This is a genomic window from Streptomyces sp. NPDC001513, from assembly GCF_042894695.1.
GTDB lineage: Bacteria > Actinomycetota > Actinomycetes > Streptomycetales > Streptomycetaceae > Streptomyces.
In genome coordinates, this window is sequence record NZ_JBIAVU010000006.1 from 226,974 (window position 1) to 242,651 (window position 15,678).

Here is a 15,678-nt window from a genome sequence, read left to right on the forward strand (position 1 = left end):
TGAACTGGACCTCCTTCGAGGCGTGAGCACCCCCAGAACCCACCCTACGTCCGTAGGGATCAGGCTCCCCGGAGGCGACCACATTCTGGACCGTAGGACCGCCCCTTGAGACGGCCCGACCGGTATGCCGTATCTGACAGAGTGTCAGTCGATCAAGATTTCAGATAGGTGAGAACGGCCAGTACACGCCGGTGATCCCCGTCACTCGGCGAGAGGCCCAGTTTCATGAAGATGTTGCTGACGTGCTTCTCCACCGCCCCGTCGCTCACGACCAGCTGCTTGGCCACGGCGGAATTCGTCCGTCCCTCGGCCATCAGCCCGAGCACCTCGCGCTCGCGCGGGGTCAGACCCGCCAGGACGTCCTGCTTGCGGCTGCGGCCGAGCAGCTGGGCGACGACCTCGGGGTCCAGGGCCGTACCGCCCCGGGCCACCCGGACCACCGCGTCCAGGAACTCCCGTACCTCGGCCACCCGGTCCTTGAGGAGGTACCCCACCCCGGTGCTCGAACCGGCCAGGAGTTCGGTGGCGTACTGCTCCTCCACGTACTGCGACAACACGAGCACGCCTATCCCGGGATGGTCCCGGCGCAGCCGTACGGCCGCCCGTACGCCCTCGTCGGTGTGTGTCGGCGGCATCCGTACGTCGGCCACCACCACATCCGGCAGCGCGTCCTCGGCCGCCAGCTCCGCGATCGTCTTGAGCAGGGCCTCAGCGTCCCCGACGCCCGCCACGACGTCATGCCCCCGGTCGGTCAGCAACCGGGTCAGGCCCTCACGCAGCAGCACTGAATCCTCGGCGATGACCACCCGCACCCTGTCTTCCACGACGTTGCAGCTCCCGCGTCCACTCGTTCCCGCACTACACGACTCAGCCAAGCATCCCAGCCTTAAGTCCTGGTGAAGGCAGAGCCGAGACAACACGTGGGCGCCCGGCGGCAGTTTTCCCCAACCGGAAGCCCACCTGCCGCCCCCAAGGGCGTGGCCGCGCCAAATCCAGCCCCGCCGGCGTTTGAGGCGCGGGGTCTGGGGCGGCGCCCCAGGAAACGCACCCGCACCCGCACCCGACACACGAACGGGACCCCCGCCCACCCCGCACGGGAGTCCCGCTCACCAGCAACAAAAAAGGGGGCCCGGGGGCTCAGCCCCGGTCACGCCACGGCAGCTCCGCCGTAACCGTCGTCCCGACCCCGTCGGGCGAGTCCACCACCAGCACCCCGTCCACCGCATCCAACCGCCCCGTCAACCCCGCCAACCCGCTCCCCCCGCCGGAGGCCCCCGCCCCACCCCGCCCGTCATCCGCCACCTGGATCAGCAGCCGCTCCCCGGACTTCCACACGTCCACCGAGGCCGACCGTGCCATCGCGTGCTTGCTCACGTTCTGCAGCAGCTCCGAGACCGTGAAGTACGCGATCCCCTCGATCGCCGCCACCGGCCGGGCCGGAAGATCCACGGCCACCCGCACCGGCACCGCACACCGCGCCGCCACCGACGACAGCGCCGCGTCCAGCCCCCGGTCCGTCAGCACGGCCGGATGGATCCCCCGCGCGAGGTCCCGCAGCTCCTGCAGGGCGATCTTCACCTCGCCGTGCGCCTCGTCCACCATGCGCGCCGCGGCCCGCGGATCCTCGGCGAGCTTCTCCTTCGCCAGCCCCAGATCCATCGCGAGCGACACCAGCCGCGCCTGCGCCCCGTCGTGCAGGTCCCGCTCGATGCGCCGCAGGTCGGCCGCCGCGGTGTCCACCACCACGCCCCGGTCCGACTCCAGCTCGGTGACGCGGCTCGCCAGCCGGGAGCCTCCGAGCAGCCCGCCGACCATGACCCGGTCGACGGTGGTCAGGGCCCGGATCAGCCAGGGGGTGGCGAGGGTGATCGCCAGTCCGACGAGGCAGGCGAAGGCGATCTCCAGGGGCGAATCGACGAAGAAGGAGTAGTCGCCGTTCTGGAAGAGCATCATCCCGGGCTGGTCGGTGTAGGTCGGGATGACCCAGAACCAGAACGGGTACAGCAGGAGCGTCCAACCCGTCGCCCAGAACGTCAGTGCCATGCAGAACCCGAACACCGCCCACGGGAAGTGGATCACTGAGTACAGCACGTGCCGCCAGGCGCTCCCGCTCTTGAGCAGCGCACCCATCGCGGCGAGCGGCCCGGCCTTCTTGGCCCGGATCGGCGCGGGGGCGGCGATGTCGGCCCCGAGCAGCACGCGCACCCGGGCCCGCTCCACCGCACCGAACCCGCGGCACATGGCCAGCACGCCGGCGAGGACCGGCACACCGAGGAAGGTGACGAGCAGTCCCGCGCCGAGGCTCACCCCGGTGATGGCGAGCGAGAAGTACAGCGTGCTCAGCGGCAGCCCGATCAGCAGGTACCCGAACTCCCGCCAGGTCCGCCCCTCAACAGGAGCCCGCAGCACCGCACCGACACCACCGCCCGTGCCCTTGCCGTCGTCCATGATCCCGACCCACCCTTCCGCTCCTCAGCTACACCCCCACCCTGCCGCCCCACCCCACCCCCGAACCATGCAGCGAGTGGGCCTCTAGACCCGGGGGTTAACCCCACCGCCGAAGCGGCCGCGCCCATTCCAGCCCCGCCGGCGTTTGAGGCGCGGGGTCTGGGGCGGCGCCCCAGGAAACGCACCCGCACCCGACACACGAACGGGACCCCCGCCCACCCGGGCAGGAGTCCCGCTCAACAAAAACAAAGGGGGCCCGGCGGCTCAGCCCCGGTCACGCCACGGCAGCTCCGCCGTAACCGTCGTCCCGACACCCGCGGGCGAGTCCACCACCAGCACCCCGTCCACCGCCCCCAACCGCTCCGCCAGCCCCGCCAACCCGCTCCCCCCGCCGGAGGCCCCCGCTCCGCCCCGCCCGTCATCCGCCACCCGTATCAGCAGCCGCGCCCCCGCCCGCCACACCTCCACGCTCGCGCCCCGCGCCCCCGGCCCCGCGTGCTTGCTCACGTTCTGCAGCAGCTCGGACACCACGAAGTACGCGATCCCCTCGATCGCCTCCGCCGGCCGCGCCTCCGGCAGGTCCACCGCCACCTTCACCGGCACCACGCACCGCGCGGCCACCGACGACAGCGCCGCGTCCAGCCCCCGGTCCGTCAGCACGGCCGGATGGATCCCGCGCGCGAGGTCCCGCAGCTCCTGGAGCGCCAGCTTCACCTCCCCGTGGGCCTCGTCGACCATCGCGGCCGCGCCCTCCGGGTCCTCCAGCAGCTTCTCCTTCGCCAGGCCCAGCCCCATCGCCAGCGCCACCAGCCGCGCCTGCGCCCCGTCGTGCAGGTCCCGCTCGATGCGCCGCAGGTCGGCCGCCGCGGTGTCGACGACCACGCCGCGGTCGGACTCCAGCTCCGCGATCCGCCGCTCCAGGTCGTCGGAGGGCGACAGCAGCCCCCGTACCATCGCCCGGTCCGCGTTCGCCAGCAGCCGCGCCACGTACGGCAGCACCGGCCACAGCACGAACAGGCCGGTCAGGGCTACCGTGAAGGTGAGCACCCCCCACGGCAGCCGGATCAGCTGGTACAGCACGGTCCGCCAGCCGACCGGGTCCTTGATGCTCGTCCACAACCAGGGGAAAAATCCGCCGGACCGTTTCGGGCCGGGGATCGGGGTCGGCTCGTCCACCCGTACGCCGAGCAGCACGCGGGCGCGTGCCCGGTCCAGCCGTCCCATTTGCCGAGACAGATAGAGACCGCATGCGAGCAGGGGAATTCCGATCGCGGTCACGGAAAGACCGCCCGTGACGGAAACCATGACAACCGCGTAAACGAATCCGACGATCGCCAACGGCAGATTGGTCAGCAGATAGGCGAGTTCCTTCCACGTCACGGCGCTGAAAGCGGCGCGCACGGGAGGAGGCCGATCGTTGTCGGGGATGGCATGGCTCGTGGTCATGGGCCACAGCCTGTCAAGAGCGGCCCGCCGATGCCATGGGGTGTCCGGGGTGCTGTGAACGGGGGATAACCCCACCCCGTGTGAGGCAGGCCCTAGACTCCCGTCCGTACCAGATCGTCGACAGTGACCGAGGAGCGAGGAACGGACGTGCCCGAACCAACGGTATCGACCGTAACCGTGCTCGCGGCGGACTACTTCCGGAGTTATTCGGTCGTCGGTCTGCTGGCCGCTCTCGGTGTGCTCTTCGTAGCCGTGGCCTTCGGCGCCGGCCGCCTGCTGCGGCCCGTGGTCCCGACCCGCGAGAAGCTGCTGACCTACGAATGCGGTGTGGACCCGGTCGGCGAGGGCTGGGCGCACACCCAGGTCCGCTACTACGTCTACGCGTTCCTCTACGTCATCTTCGCCGTCGACTCGATCTTCCTGTTCCCGTGGGCGACGGTGTTCGCCGCCGCCGGTTACGGCGCCACGACGCTGGTGGAGATGTTCATCTTCCTGGGCTTCCTGGCCGTCGGCCTGCTCTATGCGTACAAGAAGGGCGTCCTCGAATGGACGTGACACCTCAGCCGGAGCTGCTCCCGGAGCCCAAGCGCCTGGGAGTCCTCTCCCGCCTCGCCCCGGAACCCATGAAGGTGGTCCTGAACTGGGGCCGCCGGTACAGCCTGTGGGTCTTCAACTTCGGTCTGGCCTGCTGTGCGATCGAGTTCATCGCCGCCTCCATGGCCCGGCACGACTTCATCCGCCTCGGTGTGATCCCCTTCGCGCCCGGACCGCGCCAGGCCGACCTCATGATCGTCTCGGGCACCGTCACGGACAAGATGGCCCCGGCCGTGAAGCGGCTCTACGAGCAGATGCCGGAGCCGAAGTACGTCATCTCCTTCGGCGCCTGCTCCAACTGCGGCGGCCCGTACTGGGACTCGTACTCGGTGACGAAGGGCGTCGACCAGATCATCCCCGTCGACGTCTATGTCCCGGGCTGCCCGCCGCGCCCCGAGGCGCTCCTGCAGGGCATCCTCAAGCTCCAGGAGAAGATCGCCCGCGAGTCGCTGGCGGAGCGGTACGCGCCCGGGCCGTCCGTCTCCCAGCTCACCAGCGGCCTGGTCACGGCCCCGCCGGCCCCAGGGAGCGGTACGTGAACCTCTACGACTCCCTCCCCGACGCGGCGCCGACGGTCTTCGGAGCCGAGGCCGTCGCCGAGTTCTCGTACGACGTCCTCACCGTGGACGTGCCCGTCGGCAGCTGGATCTCCGCCCTCGAAATCGCCCGCGACAAACTGGGCTGCACCTACTTCGACTGGCTGAGCGCGGTCGACGAGCCCGGCACCGGCTTCCGGATCTGCGCGCACGTCGTCTCGCTGGAGAACCACCGCGTACGCCGCCTCCTGCTGCGCACGACCGTCCCGCACAGCGCCCCCTCCCTGCCGTCGGCGATCGCCGTCTACGCGGGAGCGGAATGGCACGAGCGGGAGACGTACGAGATGTTCGGGGTCGTCTTCACCGACCACCCGCACCTCGTCCACCTCCTCCTTCCGGAGAACTTCGAAGGGCACCCGCTGCGCAAGGACTTCGTCCTGGCCGCGCGCGTCGCCAAGGCCTGGCCCGGCGCCAAGGAGCCGGGCGAGGCCCACGACCCGAACGCGCCGAAGCGCCGTCAGATGCTTCCGCCGGGCGTCCCGGACCCCAACGACTGGGGCCCGATGAAGGGCCAGCTCCCGCCGGCCCCCGCCCGCCCGGCCCGCACCGCGCGCGCCGCCGGCGCGGCGGGCGCCGCCGCCCGTACCCCGCGCGAGGGCGCCCCGGTCCGCCGCACCCGCTCGGTCGCCGAAGGCTCGGCCACCCAGCCCCCGGCGACCCCGGACGCCGAAGCCCCGGCCCGCCCGGTCCGCCGCACCCGCTCGGTCGCCGAAGGCTCGGCCGGCCAGGCACCCGCGGAGCCGGGGGACACCCCGACGCCTGAAGCCCCCGACGCCCCCGAAGCCCGCCCGCCCCGCCGTACCCGCTCGGCATCGGAAGGCTCAGCCGGCCAGGCCGCCGCCGCGGCGACCCCGGACGCCGAAGCCCCGGCCCGCCCCACCCCCTCCGCACCGGAGGGCCCGTCGGGCCAGACCGCCCCGGCGACCCCGGACGCCGAAGCCCCCGTCCGCCCGCCGCGCCGTACCCGCAGCGCGAGCGACGGTTCCGCGAGCCAGGCCCCGACCGCCCCGGAACCGGGGGAGACACCGGCGGCCGAGGCCCCCGAGGCTCGCCCGCCGCGCCGTACCCGCTCGGCGACGGAAGGCTCCGCGAGCCAGACCCCGGACGCGCAGCAGCCCGCACCCGCGCCCCGCCGGGTCGCGCCCCGCAGCTCGGACGCCCCCTGGCACGACCCGAAGCCCGCCTTCGAGGAGCCGGCAGCCCCGACGAAGCCGAAGCCCGAGCCCGACCCGCCCGCACCGGAGGCAACCGGCCCGGAAGCCGCGGACCGGCAGCCCGAGACTCCGCTGCCCCCGGCGAAACCGGCGAAACCGGCGACCCCCGACCCCCACCCCACCACCGACAACGGAGGCGACGTGTGAACGATGTCCTCGACGTCGCCCTGCGGCTGATCGTCGTCTTCGCCGTCTTCCTCGTGCTCCCGCTCGTCGTCGGGCAGACCGAGCACAAGGTGATGGCCCACATGCAGGGCCGCCTCGGCCCCATGTACGCGGGCGGCTTCCACGGCTGGGCCCAGCTCGTCGCCGACGGCGTGAAGTTCGCGCAGAAGGAAGACATCGTCCCGGCCAACGCCGACCGCCGGATCTTCCAGCTGGCCCCCGCCGTCGCCCTGCTCCCGTACCTCCTCGTCCTCCTCGCCATCCCCATCGGCCCGGGCGAGGGCGCGGTCGGCCAGGTCATCGACGCGGGCCTGTTCTTCGTGCTCGCCGTCATGGGCGTCGGAGTCCTCGGCTCCCTCATGGCCGGCTGGGCCTCCGCGAACAAGTTCTCCCTGCTCGGCGGCCTGCGCACCGCCGCCCAGCTGCTCGCCTACGAGCTCCCCATGCTGCTCGCCGCCGCCTCCGTCGCGATGGCCGCCGGGACGGTCTCCCTCCCCGGCATCGTGGAGAGCTTCCAGTGGTGGTGGCTGCCCTGGCAGATCGTCGGCGCGCTCGTCTTCTTCACCGCCGGCCTCGCCGAACTGCAGCGGCCCCCCTTCGACATGCCCGTCGCCGACTCCGAGATCATCTTCGGCGCGTACACCGAGTACACCGGCCTGCGCTTCGCGCTGTTCCTCCTCGCCGAGTACGCCGGCATCGTCGTCCTCTGCGCCCTCACCACCGTCCTGTTCCTCGGCGGCTGGCAGGGCCCCTTCGGCGCCGACGGCCTCGGCTGGGTCTGGACCCTCCTCAAGACCGGCATCCTCGCCTTCGTCGTGATCTGGCTCCGCGTGAGCTACCCGCGCCTGCGCGAGGACCAGCTCCAGAAGCTCGCCTGGACCGTACTCATCCCGCTCGCGCTCGCCCAGATCGCGCTCACCGGCATCGTGAAGGTGGCGATGAACTGATGCCCATCCCCGGATCCGGCCTCGCCAAGGGCCTGGCCGTCACGCTGCGCACGATGACGAAGCGCTCGCACACGGCCCAGTACCCCGAGGTCCAGCCCGAACTCCCGCCCCGCTCCCGCGGGGTCATCGGCCTGTTCGAGGAGAACTGCACGGTCTGCATGCTGTGCGCCCGTGAGTGCCCCGACTGGTGCATCTACATCGACTCCCACAAGGAGACGGTCCCCGCCTCCACCCCCGGTGGCCGCGAGCGCAGCCGCAACGTCCTCGACCGCTTCGCCATCGACTTCTCCCTCTGCATGTACTGCGGCATCTGCATCGAGGTGTGCCCCTTCGACGCCCTCTTCTGGTCGCCGGAGTTCGAGTACGCGGAGACCGACATCCACGAGCTGACCCACGAGCGCGACAAGCTCCGCGAGTGGATGTGGACCGTCCCGGCCCCGCCCGCGCTCGACCCGGCCGCCGAGGAGCCCAAGGAGATCGCCGCCGCCCGCAAGGCAGTGGAGAAGGCCGAAGCGGCGGCGGCCGCCGCCGCGGCAGCCGAAGCGGCAGCCGCCGCCGAGGCCGCGGCCGCCACCGCCGCGGACGGCGGAACCGAACCCCCGACCACCCCGACCCCGGAGGGAGACGCGTGACCCCCGCCGCCACCCTGGCCGCAGCCCAGGCCGCCGCCACCGGGCCCGGTTTCCTCTCCCCGACCGGCGTCGAGATCGCCTTCGTCCTCGTCGGACTCGCCACCCTCGGCGCGGCCCTCGTCACGGTCACCACCAGGCAACTGGTGCACGCCGCCCTGTGGCTGGTCGTCGCACTCGGCGGCATCGCCGTCGAGTACCTGCTGCTGACCGCCGAGTTCATCGCCTGGGTCCAGGTCCTCATCTACCTCGGATCCGTGGTCGTCCTCCTCCTCTTCGGGCTGATGCTCACCAAGGCGCCCATCGGACGCTCCCCGGACGCGGACTCCGGCAACCGCTGGATCGCCCTCGGCGTCGCCGTCGTCGCCGCCGTTGCACTGGTCTGGGTGGTCGTCGATGCCTTCCGCACCACCTGGATCGACCTCGACGGACCGGTCCAGGGCTCGACGAAGGTCTCCGGCGAGATCCTCTTCCAGCACTGGGTGCTGCCCTTCGAGGCGCTCTCCGTCCTCCTCCTCGCGGCCCTGATCGGCGCCATCGTGCTGTCCCGCAGGACCGACCCCGCCGAAGACGCCGACGCCAGCGACAAGGGGCAGCGCTGATGCACCTCGCCTACCCCGCCGTCCTCGCGGCGCTCCTCTTCTGCACGGGCCTGTACGGAGTACTCGCCCGCCGCAACGCCATCCTGGTCCTGATGTCCGTCGAGCTGATGCTCAACGCCGTCAACCTCAACCTGGTGGCCTTCGACGTCTGGCTGCGCGACGCCCTCCACGCCGGCCAGGCCCTGACCCTCTTCACCATCGCCATCGCCGCCGCCGAGATCGGCATCGGCCTCGCGATCGTGCTGATGGTCTACCGCAACCGCGGCACCTCCGACGTCGACCGGCTGCGCGACACCGCCGAAGGCCACGAGCCCGCCCAGAACTCCCCGAGCACCCCGAGCACCCCGAGCGAGGTCACCGCGTGAGCACCACGACCCTCGCCGTCCTCGTCCCGCTCCTGCCCTTCCTGGGCGCGGTGGCGGGACTGCTCTTCGGCCGCACCGCCCCCGGGTTCGTCCGGCCGCTCGCGATCCTGCCGACGCTCGGCGCCGCCGTACTGGCCGTGATCGTCGCCGTCCGCCAGGGCGGCGGCCCCGCGATCAGCACGGCGACCGAGCTGACCCCCACCGGCTCGGTGCCGATCGACCTCTCGCTGTACCTGGACGGCTTCGCCGTGCTGGTCGCCGTCCTGGTCGGGCTCGTCGCCACCTGCGTACAGCTCTACTCGACGGCGTACCTCCGTGAAGACCCGCGCTACCCGTCGTATGCCGCTCTCGTCTCACTGTTCACCTCCGCGATGCTGCTCGTCGTCTACTCCGGCGACCTGATGGTGCTGCTGGTCGGCTGGGAGGTCATGGGCATCTGCTCGTACTTCCTGGTGGGCCACTACTGGGAGACCGAGGCGGCCCGCTCCGCCTCCCTGAAGGCCTTCCTCGTCACCAAGCTCGGTGACGTCCCCTTCCTGATCGGCCTGTTCGCGCTCGCCACCGACGCCGACTCCTTCCAGATCACGAAGATCCTGGGCACCGTCGCCGCCGGCGGACTCGACCACCCGACGCTGATCGCGCTGCTCCTGCTCGCCGGAGTCGCGGGCAAGTCCGCGCAGTTCCCGCTGCACACCTGGCTCCCCGACGCCATGGCGGGCCCCACCCCGGTCTCCGCGCTGATCCACGCCGCGACGATGGTCGCCGCCGGTGTCTACTTCGTCGCCCGTCTCCTCCCCGTGTTCGCGGCCTCCCGCGCCGCACTGGTGGTCATGGCCGTCATGGCGGCCGTCACGATGGTCGGATCCGCCCTCGCCGCCCTCGCCCAGGACGACATCAAGCGGGTGCTCGCCTACTCCACGATCGGCCAGCTCGGCTACATGACCGGCGCCCTGGCCGTCGGCGACCGTGGCGCCGCCGTCTTCCACCTCCTGTCCCACGGTGTCTTCAAGGCGCTCCTCTTCCTCGGTGCGGGCGTGATCATCCACGCCGCCGGTACGAACTCCCTGGCCGCCATGTCCCGGATGGACGGCCTGACCAAGCGCATCCCCGACGCCTTCTGGACGATGACGATCGCGCTGCTCGCGCTCGCCGCCATCCCGCCCTTCGCCGGCTTCTTCTCCAAGGAAGCCGTCCTCGTCGCCGCCGAGCAGACCGCCACCGGCCACTCGGACCTCGCCCCCAGCAGCGCCGGCTGGCTGGTGCTCGTCGCCGGCGTGCTGACCGCCCTCCTCACCGCCGCCTACGCCACCCGGCTGTGGCTGATGGCCTTCCGCGGCCGGGGCGCAGCGGCCCCCGACCACGGCAAGGAGCCCGTCGCCATGACCGGCGTGCTGTGGCTGCTCGCGATCCCGTCGGTCGGCTTCGGCCTCGCGGCGGGCCCCATCGCCGACTGGTTCGACGGCGAACAGCTCACCCCGACCCTGGTCACCTCGGTCCTCGGCACGGGCGCCGCGGTCATCGGCGTGATGCTCACCTACGCCCTCTGGCAGCGCGCCGTGGCCCGTACGGCCACGACCCCCGCCACGGCCGGAGCCGTCCCCGGAGCCGTCCCCGGCACCGGAGCGGGCGCCCCGCAGCCCGCCGCCGTGGCCGCCGCCGCATCCGCGGCCACCGCCGCCGCCGAGTCCGCGGCCGAGACCCCCGAGGTCGCCGAGGTCACCCACGACCACCCCGCCGTCCCGGCCGGACCCGCCCCCGACCCCGGACGAGCCCTCCTCGGCCCGCTGCACCGTCACGCCGCCGACGGCTTCCACCTCGACGCCGTCTACGACAGGCTCTTCGTCCGCCCCGTCCGGGCGGCGGCAAGCCTCGTCCGCTTCCTCGACCGCGAGGTCGTGGACACGTACGTCCGCGGCGCGGGCGCCGGCCCCCGGCTGCTCGGCAGCCTCGTACGCCGCGCCCAGACCGGCAACGTGCAGAGCTACCTGAGCGCCCTGCTCGCCGGCGCCGTGGTCCTGGCGATCGCCACCGCCGTCCTCGCCAACGTCAACGCCGGATCGTGAGCCGTGAGTCAGCCGTGATTGATATCAGCCCGTCCGTGATGCAGTTCCTTCTGGCGTTCATCGTGGCCGCACCGCTCCTCGGCGCCGTCGCCGCGCTCCTGCCGGCCCCGCCCGGCCTCAAGGGCCGCAGCCCCGAACAGGCGGTGCTCCGCCACGGCGTGACCGTGACCGGCGTGATCCTCGCCGCGGCGATCGCCCTCGCCCTGGGCTTCGACCACGACGCCCCGTCCCGCTTCCAGGCGACGACGGACATCAGCTGGATCCCGGCGCTCGACGTCAGGATCCACCTCGGTGTCGACGGCATTTCGCTCCCCCTCCTCCTGATGACCGCGCTGCTGTTCTTCCTCTGCGCGCTCTACAGCTACTTCAAGCTCCCCGCAGGCCCCTCCCCGAAGGGCTTCGTCGCGCTGCTCCTCGTCCTCGAGTCCGGCACCCTCGCGACCTTCGCCGTCCTCGACCTGCTGCTCTTCTTCCTCGCCTTCGAGATGGTCCTCATCCCGATGTACTTCCTCATCGCCCGCTGGGGCGGTGCTCAGCGGCAGGCCGCCGCCTGGAAGTTCATCCTCTACACCCTCCTCGGCTCCGTGGTCATGCTGCTCGGTCTGCTGCTGATCGGACTCGACAGCGGCACTTTCGACATGGTGACACTGGCCTCTGACAACGGCCGCGAACTGTCCCACACCACCCAGCTCCTGGCCGTCCTCTCCATCGGTCTCGGCCTTGCCGTGAAGACCCCGATGTGGCCGCTGCACAGCTGGCTGCCGGACGCGCACACCGCCGCGCCCACCGTCGGATCCGTCCTGCTGGCCGGCGTCCTGCTCAAGATGGGCACGTACGGGTTCGTCCGCATCCTGCTCCCCGTCACCCCCGACGGCATGGCCACCTTCGCCCCCTACCTGGGCGCCTTCGCCGCCGTCGGCATCGTCTACGGATCGCTCGCCTGCCTCGCGCTGGCCCGCAAGGGCAACAAGGGCGACCTCAAGCGCCTCATCGCGTACTCCTCCGTCGGCCACATGGGCTTCGTCCTCCTCGGCATCGCGTCCATGACCCCCACCGGAGTCAACGGCGCCCTCTTCGCCAACATCGCCCACGGCCTGATCACAGGCCTCCTCTTCTTCCTGGTCGGCGCCCTCAAGGACCGCTACGGCACCGCCGACCTCGACACCCTCGCCGGGGCCACCGGCGCCGCCCTCTACGGCCGCGCCCCCCGCATGGGCGCCTTCCTCGCCTTCGCCGCCGTCGCCTCCCTCGGCCTGCCGGGCCTGGCCGGCTTCTGGGGCGAGATGCTGGCCCTCTTCGGCGCCTTCGACCCCGCCGAGGGCCTCTCCCGCCCCGCCTTCCTCACCTACACGGCCATCGGGGCGTTCGGCACCCTGCTCACCGCCGCCTACCTGCTGATCGTCGTACGACGCGTCTGCATGGGAGACCCCAAGGCCGGCCCCGAGCGCACCGTCGCGGACATCCAGCACTACGAGTTCGCCGCCTGGACCCCCCTCGTCGCCCTCACCGTCCTCGCCGGCCTGTGGCCCGCGGTCCTCCTCGGCCTCACCGACCCGGCCGTCCAGAAGCTCCTCGCAGGAGGCAACTCATGACGGCCCTGACGGTCCTCGCCGCCGAGACCCCCAGCCTGGTCCAGTCCGTCGACTGGCTCGCCATCGCACCCGTGGTGATCACCGCCGCCGTCGGCCTGCTCGTCCTCGTCGCCGACCTCTTCGTGCCCGAGCACCGCAAGCCGGTCCTCGGCTGGATCTCGGTCGCCGGCCTGGCCGCCGCGACCGCCTCCCTGCTGCCGCTGCGCGCCGGCGACCGCACCACCTTCTGCCTCACCGGCGACCCGGCGGCCTGCAGCTACGTCGCCGACCACTTCACGCTGGTCATCCAGTTCCTGGTGCTGGCCGGAGCCCTCCTCACCGCGCTGCTGTCGGTCACCGCCGTCCGCGACCTCCGCATGCCCGCCGGCGAGTACTGGTTCCTGCTGCTCTCCTCCGCCGCCGGCGCGGCCCTGCTCCCGGCCTCCCGCGACCTCGCCACCCTGATCGTCGCCCTGGAAGTCGCCTCGCTGCCCGCCTTCGCCCTCGTCGGCATGCGCCGCGGTGACCGGCTCTCCTCCGAGGCCGCCCTCAAGTTCTTCCTCTCCTCCGTCACCGCCACCGCCGTGTCGCTGATGGGCGTCAGCTTCGTCTACGCCGCCACCGGCTCCCTGCACCTCACCCAGGTCGCCGACCGCCTCGAAGACGTCCCCGGGCAGCTCGACACCCTCGCCATGGCCGGCGTCGCGCTCACCCTCGTCGGCTTCGCCTTCAAGACCGCCGCCGTCCCCTTCCACTTCTGGGTCCCCGACACCTACGTCGGCGCCCCCCTGCCCATCGCCGGCTACCTCTCGGTGATCGGCAAGGCCGTCGGCTTCACCGGCCTCATCCTCGTCACCGTGATCGCCTTCCCGGCGTACTCCGACATCTGGGGCCCGGCCCTCGCCGTCCTCGCCGCGCTCACCATGACCGTGGGCAACGCCGGCGCGCTGCGCCAGTCCGCCGACCGCCCGAACAGCGCCGTACGGCTGCTCGCCTGGTCCTCGGTCGGCCAGGCCGGCTACCTGCTGGTCCCGATCGCCGCGGCCGCGTACTCCGGCCGCGACCAGATCGGCTCCACCGTCGCCTACGCCCTCATGTACGCCGCCGTGAACCTCGGCGCCTTCGCCGTGGCCGCCCTCGTCGCCCGGACGAAGCCGCTCCACCGGATCAGCGACTACCGGGGCCTGTACGCCGAGCGCCCGATGGCCGCCCTCTCGCTGGCCTTCTTCCTGCTCTGCCTGGCGGGCCTGCCGCCGGGCATCATCGGGCTCTTCGCCAAGGTCACCGTCTTCCGGTCCGCGGTCGACGCGGGCCTGGGCTGGCTCGCCGTGGTCATGGCGGTCAACGTCGTCATCGCCCTCTACTACTACCTGCGGTGGACCGCGCTGCTCTTCCGCGGGCCGGAGGGCGCCGAGGCCGCCGAGGGCACGCGGATCCGTACGAAGGCCCCCTGGCCGGTGACGGCGGCCATCGTCGTCACCGCGATCACCGCGATCGTCCTCTCGGGCGCCCCGCAGCTGGTCCTGCGCTTCGCGTCGGGCAACCTCTTCGCGCAGTAGTCCGTACGCCGCCGGACCCGCCCTCACCCGTTCGGAGCAAGGCCCGCCGAGGTCCCGCCGCCCCTTCCCGAGGGGCGGCGGCGGGCGGCCGCCCCCGTGCGCCCTGGGAACCAGACGCCCTCACCTCGCGTTGACCAGGAAGGGAGGGTCCACTGGACCGTAGACCCTCAGACCCATGACGGGGCTCCCCCTGCCGCACCACTTGGAGGGCGTACCGTGCACCGCCGGCACAACGGGCTCAAGACCGCCGTACTCCTCGGCGGGCTGTCCGCACTCATCATCCTCATCGGAAGCTTCTTCGGACGGACCGGCTTGATCGTCGCCGTCGTCATCGCCCTGGGGACGAACGCCTACGCGTACTGGAACAGCGACAAGCTGGCTCTACGCGCGATGCGCGCCCGCCCTGTCAGCGAGTTCGAGGCCCCCCAGCTCTACCGCATGGTGCGCGAGCTCTCCACGTCCGCGCGCCAGCCCATGCCACGCCTCTACATCTCACCCACCGAGGCCCCCAACGCCTTCGCCACCGGCCGCAACCCGCGCAACGCCGCCGTCTGCTGCACCGAGGGCATCCTGCGCATCCTCGACGAACGCGAGCTGCGCGGGGTCATCGGCCACGAGCTCAGCCACGTCTACAACCGCGACATCCTGATCTCGTCGGTCGCCGGCGCCCTCGCCTCGGTGATCATGTTCCTGGTGAACTTCGCCTGGCTGATTCCCATCGGCCGGTCCAACGACGACGAGGGCCCCGGCCTCCTCGGCATGCTGCTGATCATGATCCTGGGCCCGCTGGCCGCCTCCGTGATCCAGCTGGCCATCAGCCGCTCGCGCGAGTACGAGGCCGACGCCTCCGGCGCGCAGCTCACGGGGGACCCGCTCGCCCTGGCCAGCGCCCTGCGCAAGCTGGACGCGGGCACCAAGCAGCTCCCGCTGCCGGCGGAGCCCCGGCTGGAGACGGCGAGCCACATGATGATCGCCAACCCGTTCCGTCCAGGTGAGGGCCTTTCTAAGATGTTCTCCACACACCCTCCGATGGCCGAGCGCATCGCCCGGCTCGAACAGATGGCAGGCCGCCGCCAATGAAGACAATCCTGAACGTCATCTGGCTCATCCTGAGCGGCATCTGGCTGTTCCTGGGATACCTCCTCGCGGGCGTGCTGCTCTGCATCACCATCATCGGCATCCCCTTCGGCATCGCCGCCTTCCGCATCGCCGTCTACGCCCTCTGGCCCTTCGGCTACACCACCGTCGAGCGCCACGACGCCGGCGCCGGCTCCTGCATCGGCAACGTCCTGTGGCTGGTCCTGGCGGGCTGGTGGCTGGCCCTGAGCCACATCGTCACGGGCATCGCCCTCTGCATCACGCTCATCGGCATCCCCTTCGGCATCGCCAACTTCAAGATGGTCCCGCTCGCCCTGCTCCCCCTGGGCCGCGAAATCGTCCCGACGGACGCCCCGTTCGCCTCCCGCTGACGGGTTGTCC

15 protein-coding genes are annotated in these 15,678 nt (G+C 71.8%); 12 read left to right on the forward strand and 3 right to left on the reverse strand.

Features of this window, described 5'->3' with window-relative positions:
• Positions 1-152: 152 nt before the first annotated feature.
• The 3 genes from ACFYZ4_RS15650 to ACFYZ4_RS15660 all read right to left on the reverse strand — a co-directional run bounded on the left by ACFYZ4_RS15650 (position 153) and on the right by ACFYZ4_RS15660 (position 3,894).
• Positions 153-812: a response regulator transcription factor gene (locus ACFYZ4_RS15650; RefSeq protein ID WP_351290710.1), complete on the reverse strand. Its 660-nt coding sequence runs from the start codon at positions 810-812 to the stop codon at positions 153-155.
• A gap of 325 nt (positions 813-1,137) precedes the next feature.
• The gene (locus tag ACFYZ4_RS15655) at positions 1,138-2,448 is read right to left on the reverse strand and encodes a sensor domain-containing protein (protein WP_351290626.1); all 1,311 of its coding nucleotides are present in this window, start codon (positions 2,446-2,448) and stop codon (positions 1,138-1,140) included.
• Between the two features lie 264 nt (positions 2,449-2,712).
• The gene (locus ACFYZ4_RS15660) at positions 2,713-3,894 is read right to left on the reverse strand and encodes a sensor domain-containing protein (protein WP_351290624.1); all 1,182 of its coding nucleotides are present in this window, start codon (positions 3,892-3,894) and stop codon (positions 2,713-2,715) included.
• Positions 3,895-4,041: 147 nt separating this feature from the next.
• Here ACFYZ4_RS15660 and ACFYZ4_RS15665 point away from each other — a divergent pair, with 147 nt between their 5' ends.
• From ACFYZ4_RS15665 to ACFYZ4_RS15720, 12 genes are all read left to right on the forward strand, one after another.
• Positions 4,042-4,449: an NADH-quinone oxidoreductase subunit A gene (locus ACFYZ4_RS15665; RefSeq protein WP_215011233.1), complete on the forward strand. Its 408-nt coding sequence runs from the start codon at positions 4,042-4,044 to the stop codon at positions 4,447-4,449.
• The gene (locus tag ACFYZ4_RS15670; protein WP_390784135.1) at positions 4,440-5,027 is read left to right on the forward strand and encodes an NADH-quinone oxidoreductase subunit B; all 588 of its coding nucleotides are present in this window, start codon (positions 4,440-4,442) and stop codon (positions 5,025-5,027) included. The genes ACFYZ4_RS15665 and ACFYZ4_RS15670 overlap by 10 nt, the downstream gene beginning before the upstream one ends.
• Entirely contained in the window at positions 5,024-6,445 is a 1,422-nt protein-coding gene (locus ACFYZ4_RS15675; protein WP_390784136.1) for an NADH-quinone oxidoreductase subunit C, read from the forward strand. The genes ACFYZ4_RS15670 and ACFYZ4_RS15675 overlap by 4 nt, the downstream gene beginning before the upstream one ends.
• Positions 6,442-7,410 (forward strand): complex I subunit 1 family protein, encoded by a 969-nt coding sequence (locus ACFYZ4_RS15680; RefSeq protein ID WP_351290618.1) that lies wholly within the window; start codon positions 6,442-6,444, stop codon positions 7,408-7,410. The genes ACFYZ4_RS15675 and ACFYZ4_RS15680 overlap by 4 nt, the downstream gene beginning before the upstream one ends.
• Positions 7,407-8,042 (forward strand): NADH-quinone oxidoreductase subunit I, encoded by a 636-nt coding sequence (locus ACFYZ4_RS15685; protein ID WP_351589661.1) that lies wholly within the window; start codon positions 7,407-7,409, stop codon positions 8,040-8,042. The genes ACFYZ4_RS15680 and ACFYZ4_RS15685 overlap by 4 nt, the downstream gene beginning before the upstream one ends.
• A complete protein-coding gene (locus tag ACFYZ4_RS15690; protein ID WP_351589646.1) occupies positions 8,039-8,641 on the forward strand; it encodes an NADH-quinone oxidoreductase subunit J in 603 nt (200 codons plus the stop codon). The genes ACFYZ4_RS15685 and ACFYZ4_RS15690 overlap by 4 nt, the downstream gene beginning before the upstream one ends.
• Positions 8,641-9,006, forward strand: coding sequence for an NADH-quinone oxidoreductase subunit NuoK (gene nuoK, locus ACFYZ4_RS15695; protein WP_351290614.1), 366 nt, complete (start codon positions 8,641-8,643; stop codon positions 9,004-9,006). Before ACFYZ4_RS15690 ends, nuoK begins: the two co-directional genes overlap by 1 nt.
• Positions 9,003-11,069, forward strand: coding sequence for an NADH-quinone oxidoreductase subunit L (locus ACFYZ4_RS15700; protein ID WP_390784137.1), 2,067 nt, complete (start codon positions 9,003-9,005; stop codon positions 11,067-11,069). The genes nuoK and ACFYZ4_RS15700 overlap by 4 nt, the downstream gene beginning before the upstream one ends.
• A gap of 38 nt (positions 11,070-11,107) precedes the next feature.
• Complete coding sequence (locus ACFYZ4_RS15705; protein WP_351290706.1) at positions 11,108-12,661, forward strand: NADH-quinone oxidoreductase subunit M; 1,554 nt, start codon at positions 11,108-11,110, stop codon at positions 12,659-12,661.
• The gene (locus ACFYZ4_RS15710; protein WP_390784138.1) at positions 12,658-14,199 is read left to right on the forward strand and encodes an NADH-quinone oxidoreductase subunit N; all 1,542 of its coding nucleotides are present in this window, start codon (positions 12,658-12,660) and stop codon (positions 14,197-14,199) included. The genes ACFYZ4_RS15705 and ACFYZ4_RS15710 overlap by 4 nt, the downstream gene beginning before the upstream one ends.
• 216 nt (positions 14,200-14,415) lie before the next feature.
• Complete coding sequence (gene htpX, locus ACFYZ4_RS15715) at positions 14,416-15,279, forward strand: zinc metalloprotease HtpX (protein ID WP_351290608.1); 864 nt, start codon at positions 14,416-14,418, stop codon at positions 15,277-15,279.
• A complete protein-coding gene (locus ACFYZ4_RS15720; RefSeq protein WP_351290606.1) occupies positions 15,276-15,668 on the forward strand; it encodes a YccF domain-containing protein in 393 nt (130 codons plus the stop codon). Before htpX ends, ACFYZ4_RS15720 begins: the two co-directional genes overlap by 4 nt.
• The last annotated feature ends 10 nt before the right edge of the window (positions 15,669-15,678 follow it).

Excerpts from the sequence above, each read along its gene's own strand:
- ACFYZ4_RS15670 (WP_390784135.1), top strand. The coding sequence starts at position 4,440 with ATGGACGTGACACCTCAGCCGGAGCTGCTCCCGGAGCCCAAGCGCCTG.
- nuoK (WP_351290614.1), top strand. The coding sequence starts at position 8,641 with ATGCACCTCGCCTACCCCGCCGTCCTCGCGGCGCTCCTCTTCTGCACG.
- ACFYZ4_RS15710 (WP_390784138.1), top strand. The coding sequence starts at position 12,658 with ATGACGGCCCTGACGGTCCTCGCCGCCGAGACCCCCAGCCTGGTCCAG.
- ACFYZ4_RS15655 (WP_351290626.1), bottom strand. The coding sequence starts at position 2,448 with ATGGACGACGGCAAGGGCACGGGCGGTGGTGTCGGTGCGGTGCTGCGG.
- ACFYZ4_RS15660 (WP_351290624.1), bottom strand. The coding sequence starts at position 3,894 with ATGACCACGAGCCATGCCATCCCCGACAACGATCGGCCTCCTCCCGTG.
- ACFYZ4_RS15720 (WP_351290606.1), top strand. The coding sequence starts at position 15,276 with ATGAAGACAATCCTGAACGTCATCTGGCTCATCCTGAGCGGCATCTGG.
- ACFYZ4_RS15705 (WP_351290706.1), top strand. The coding sequence starts at position 11,108 with ATGCAGTTCCTTCTGGCGTTCATCGTGGCCGCACCGCTCCTCGGCGCC.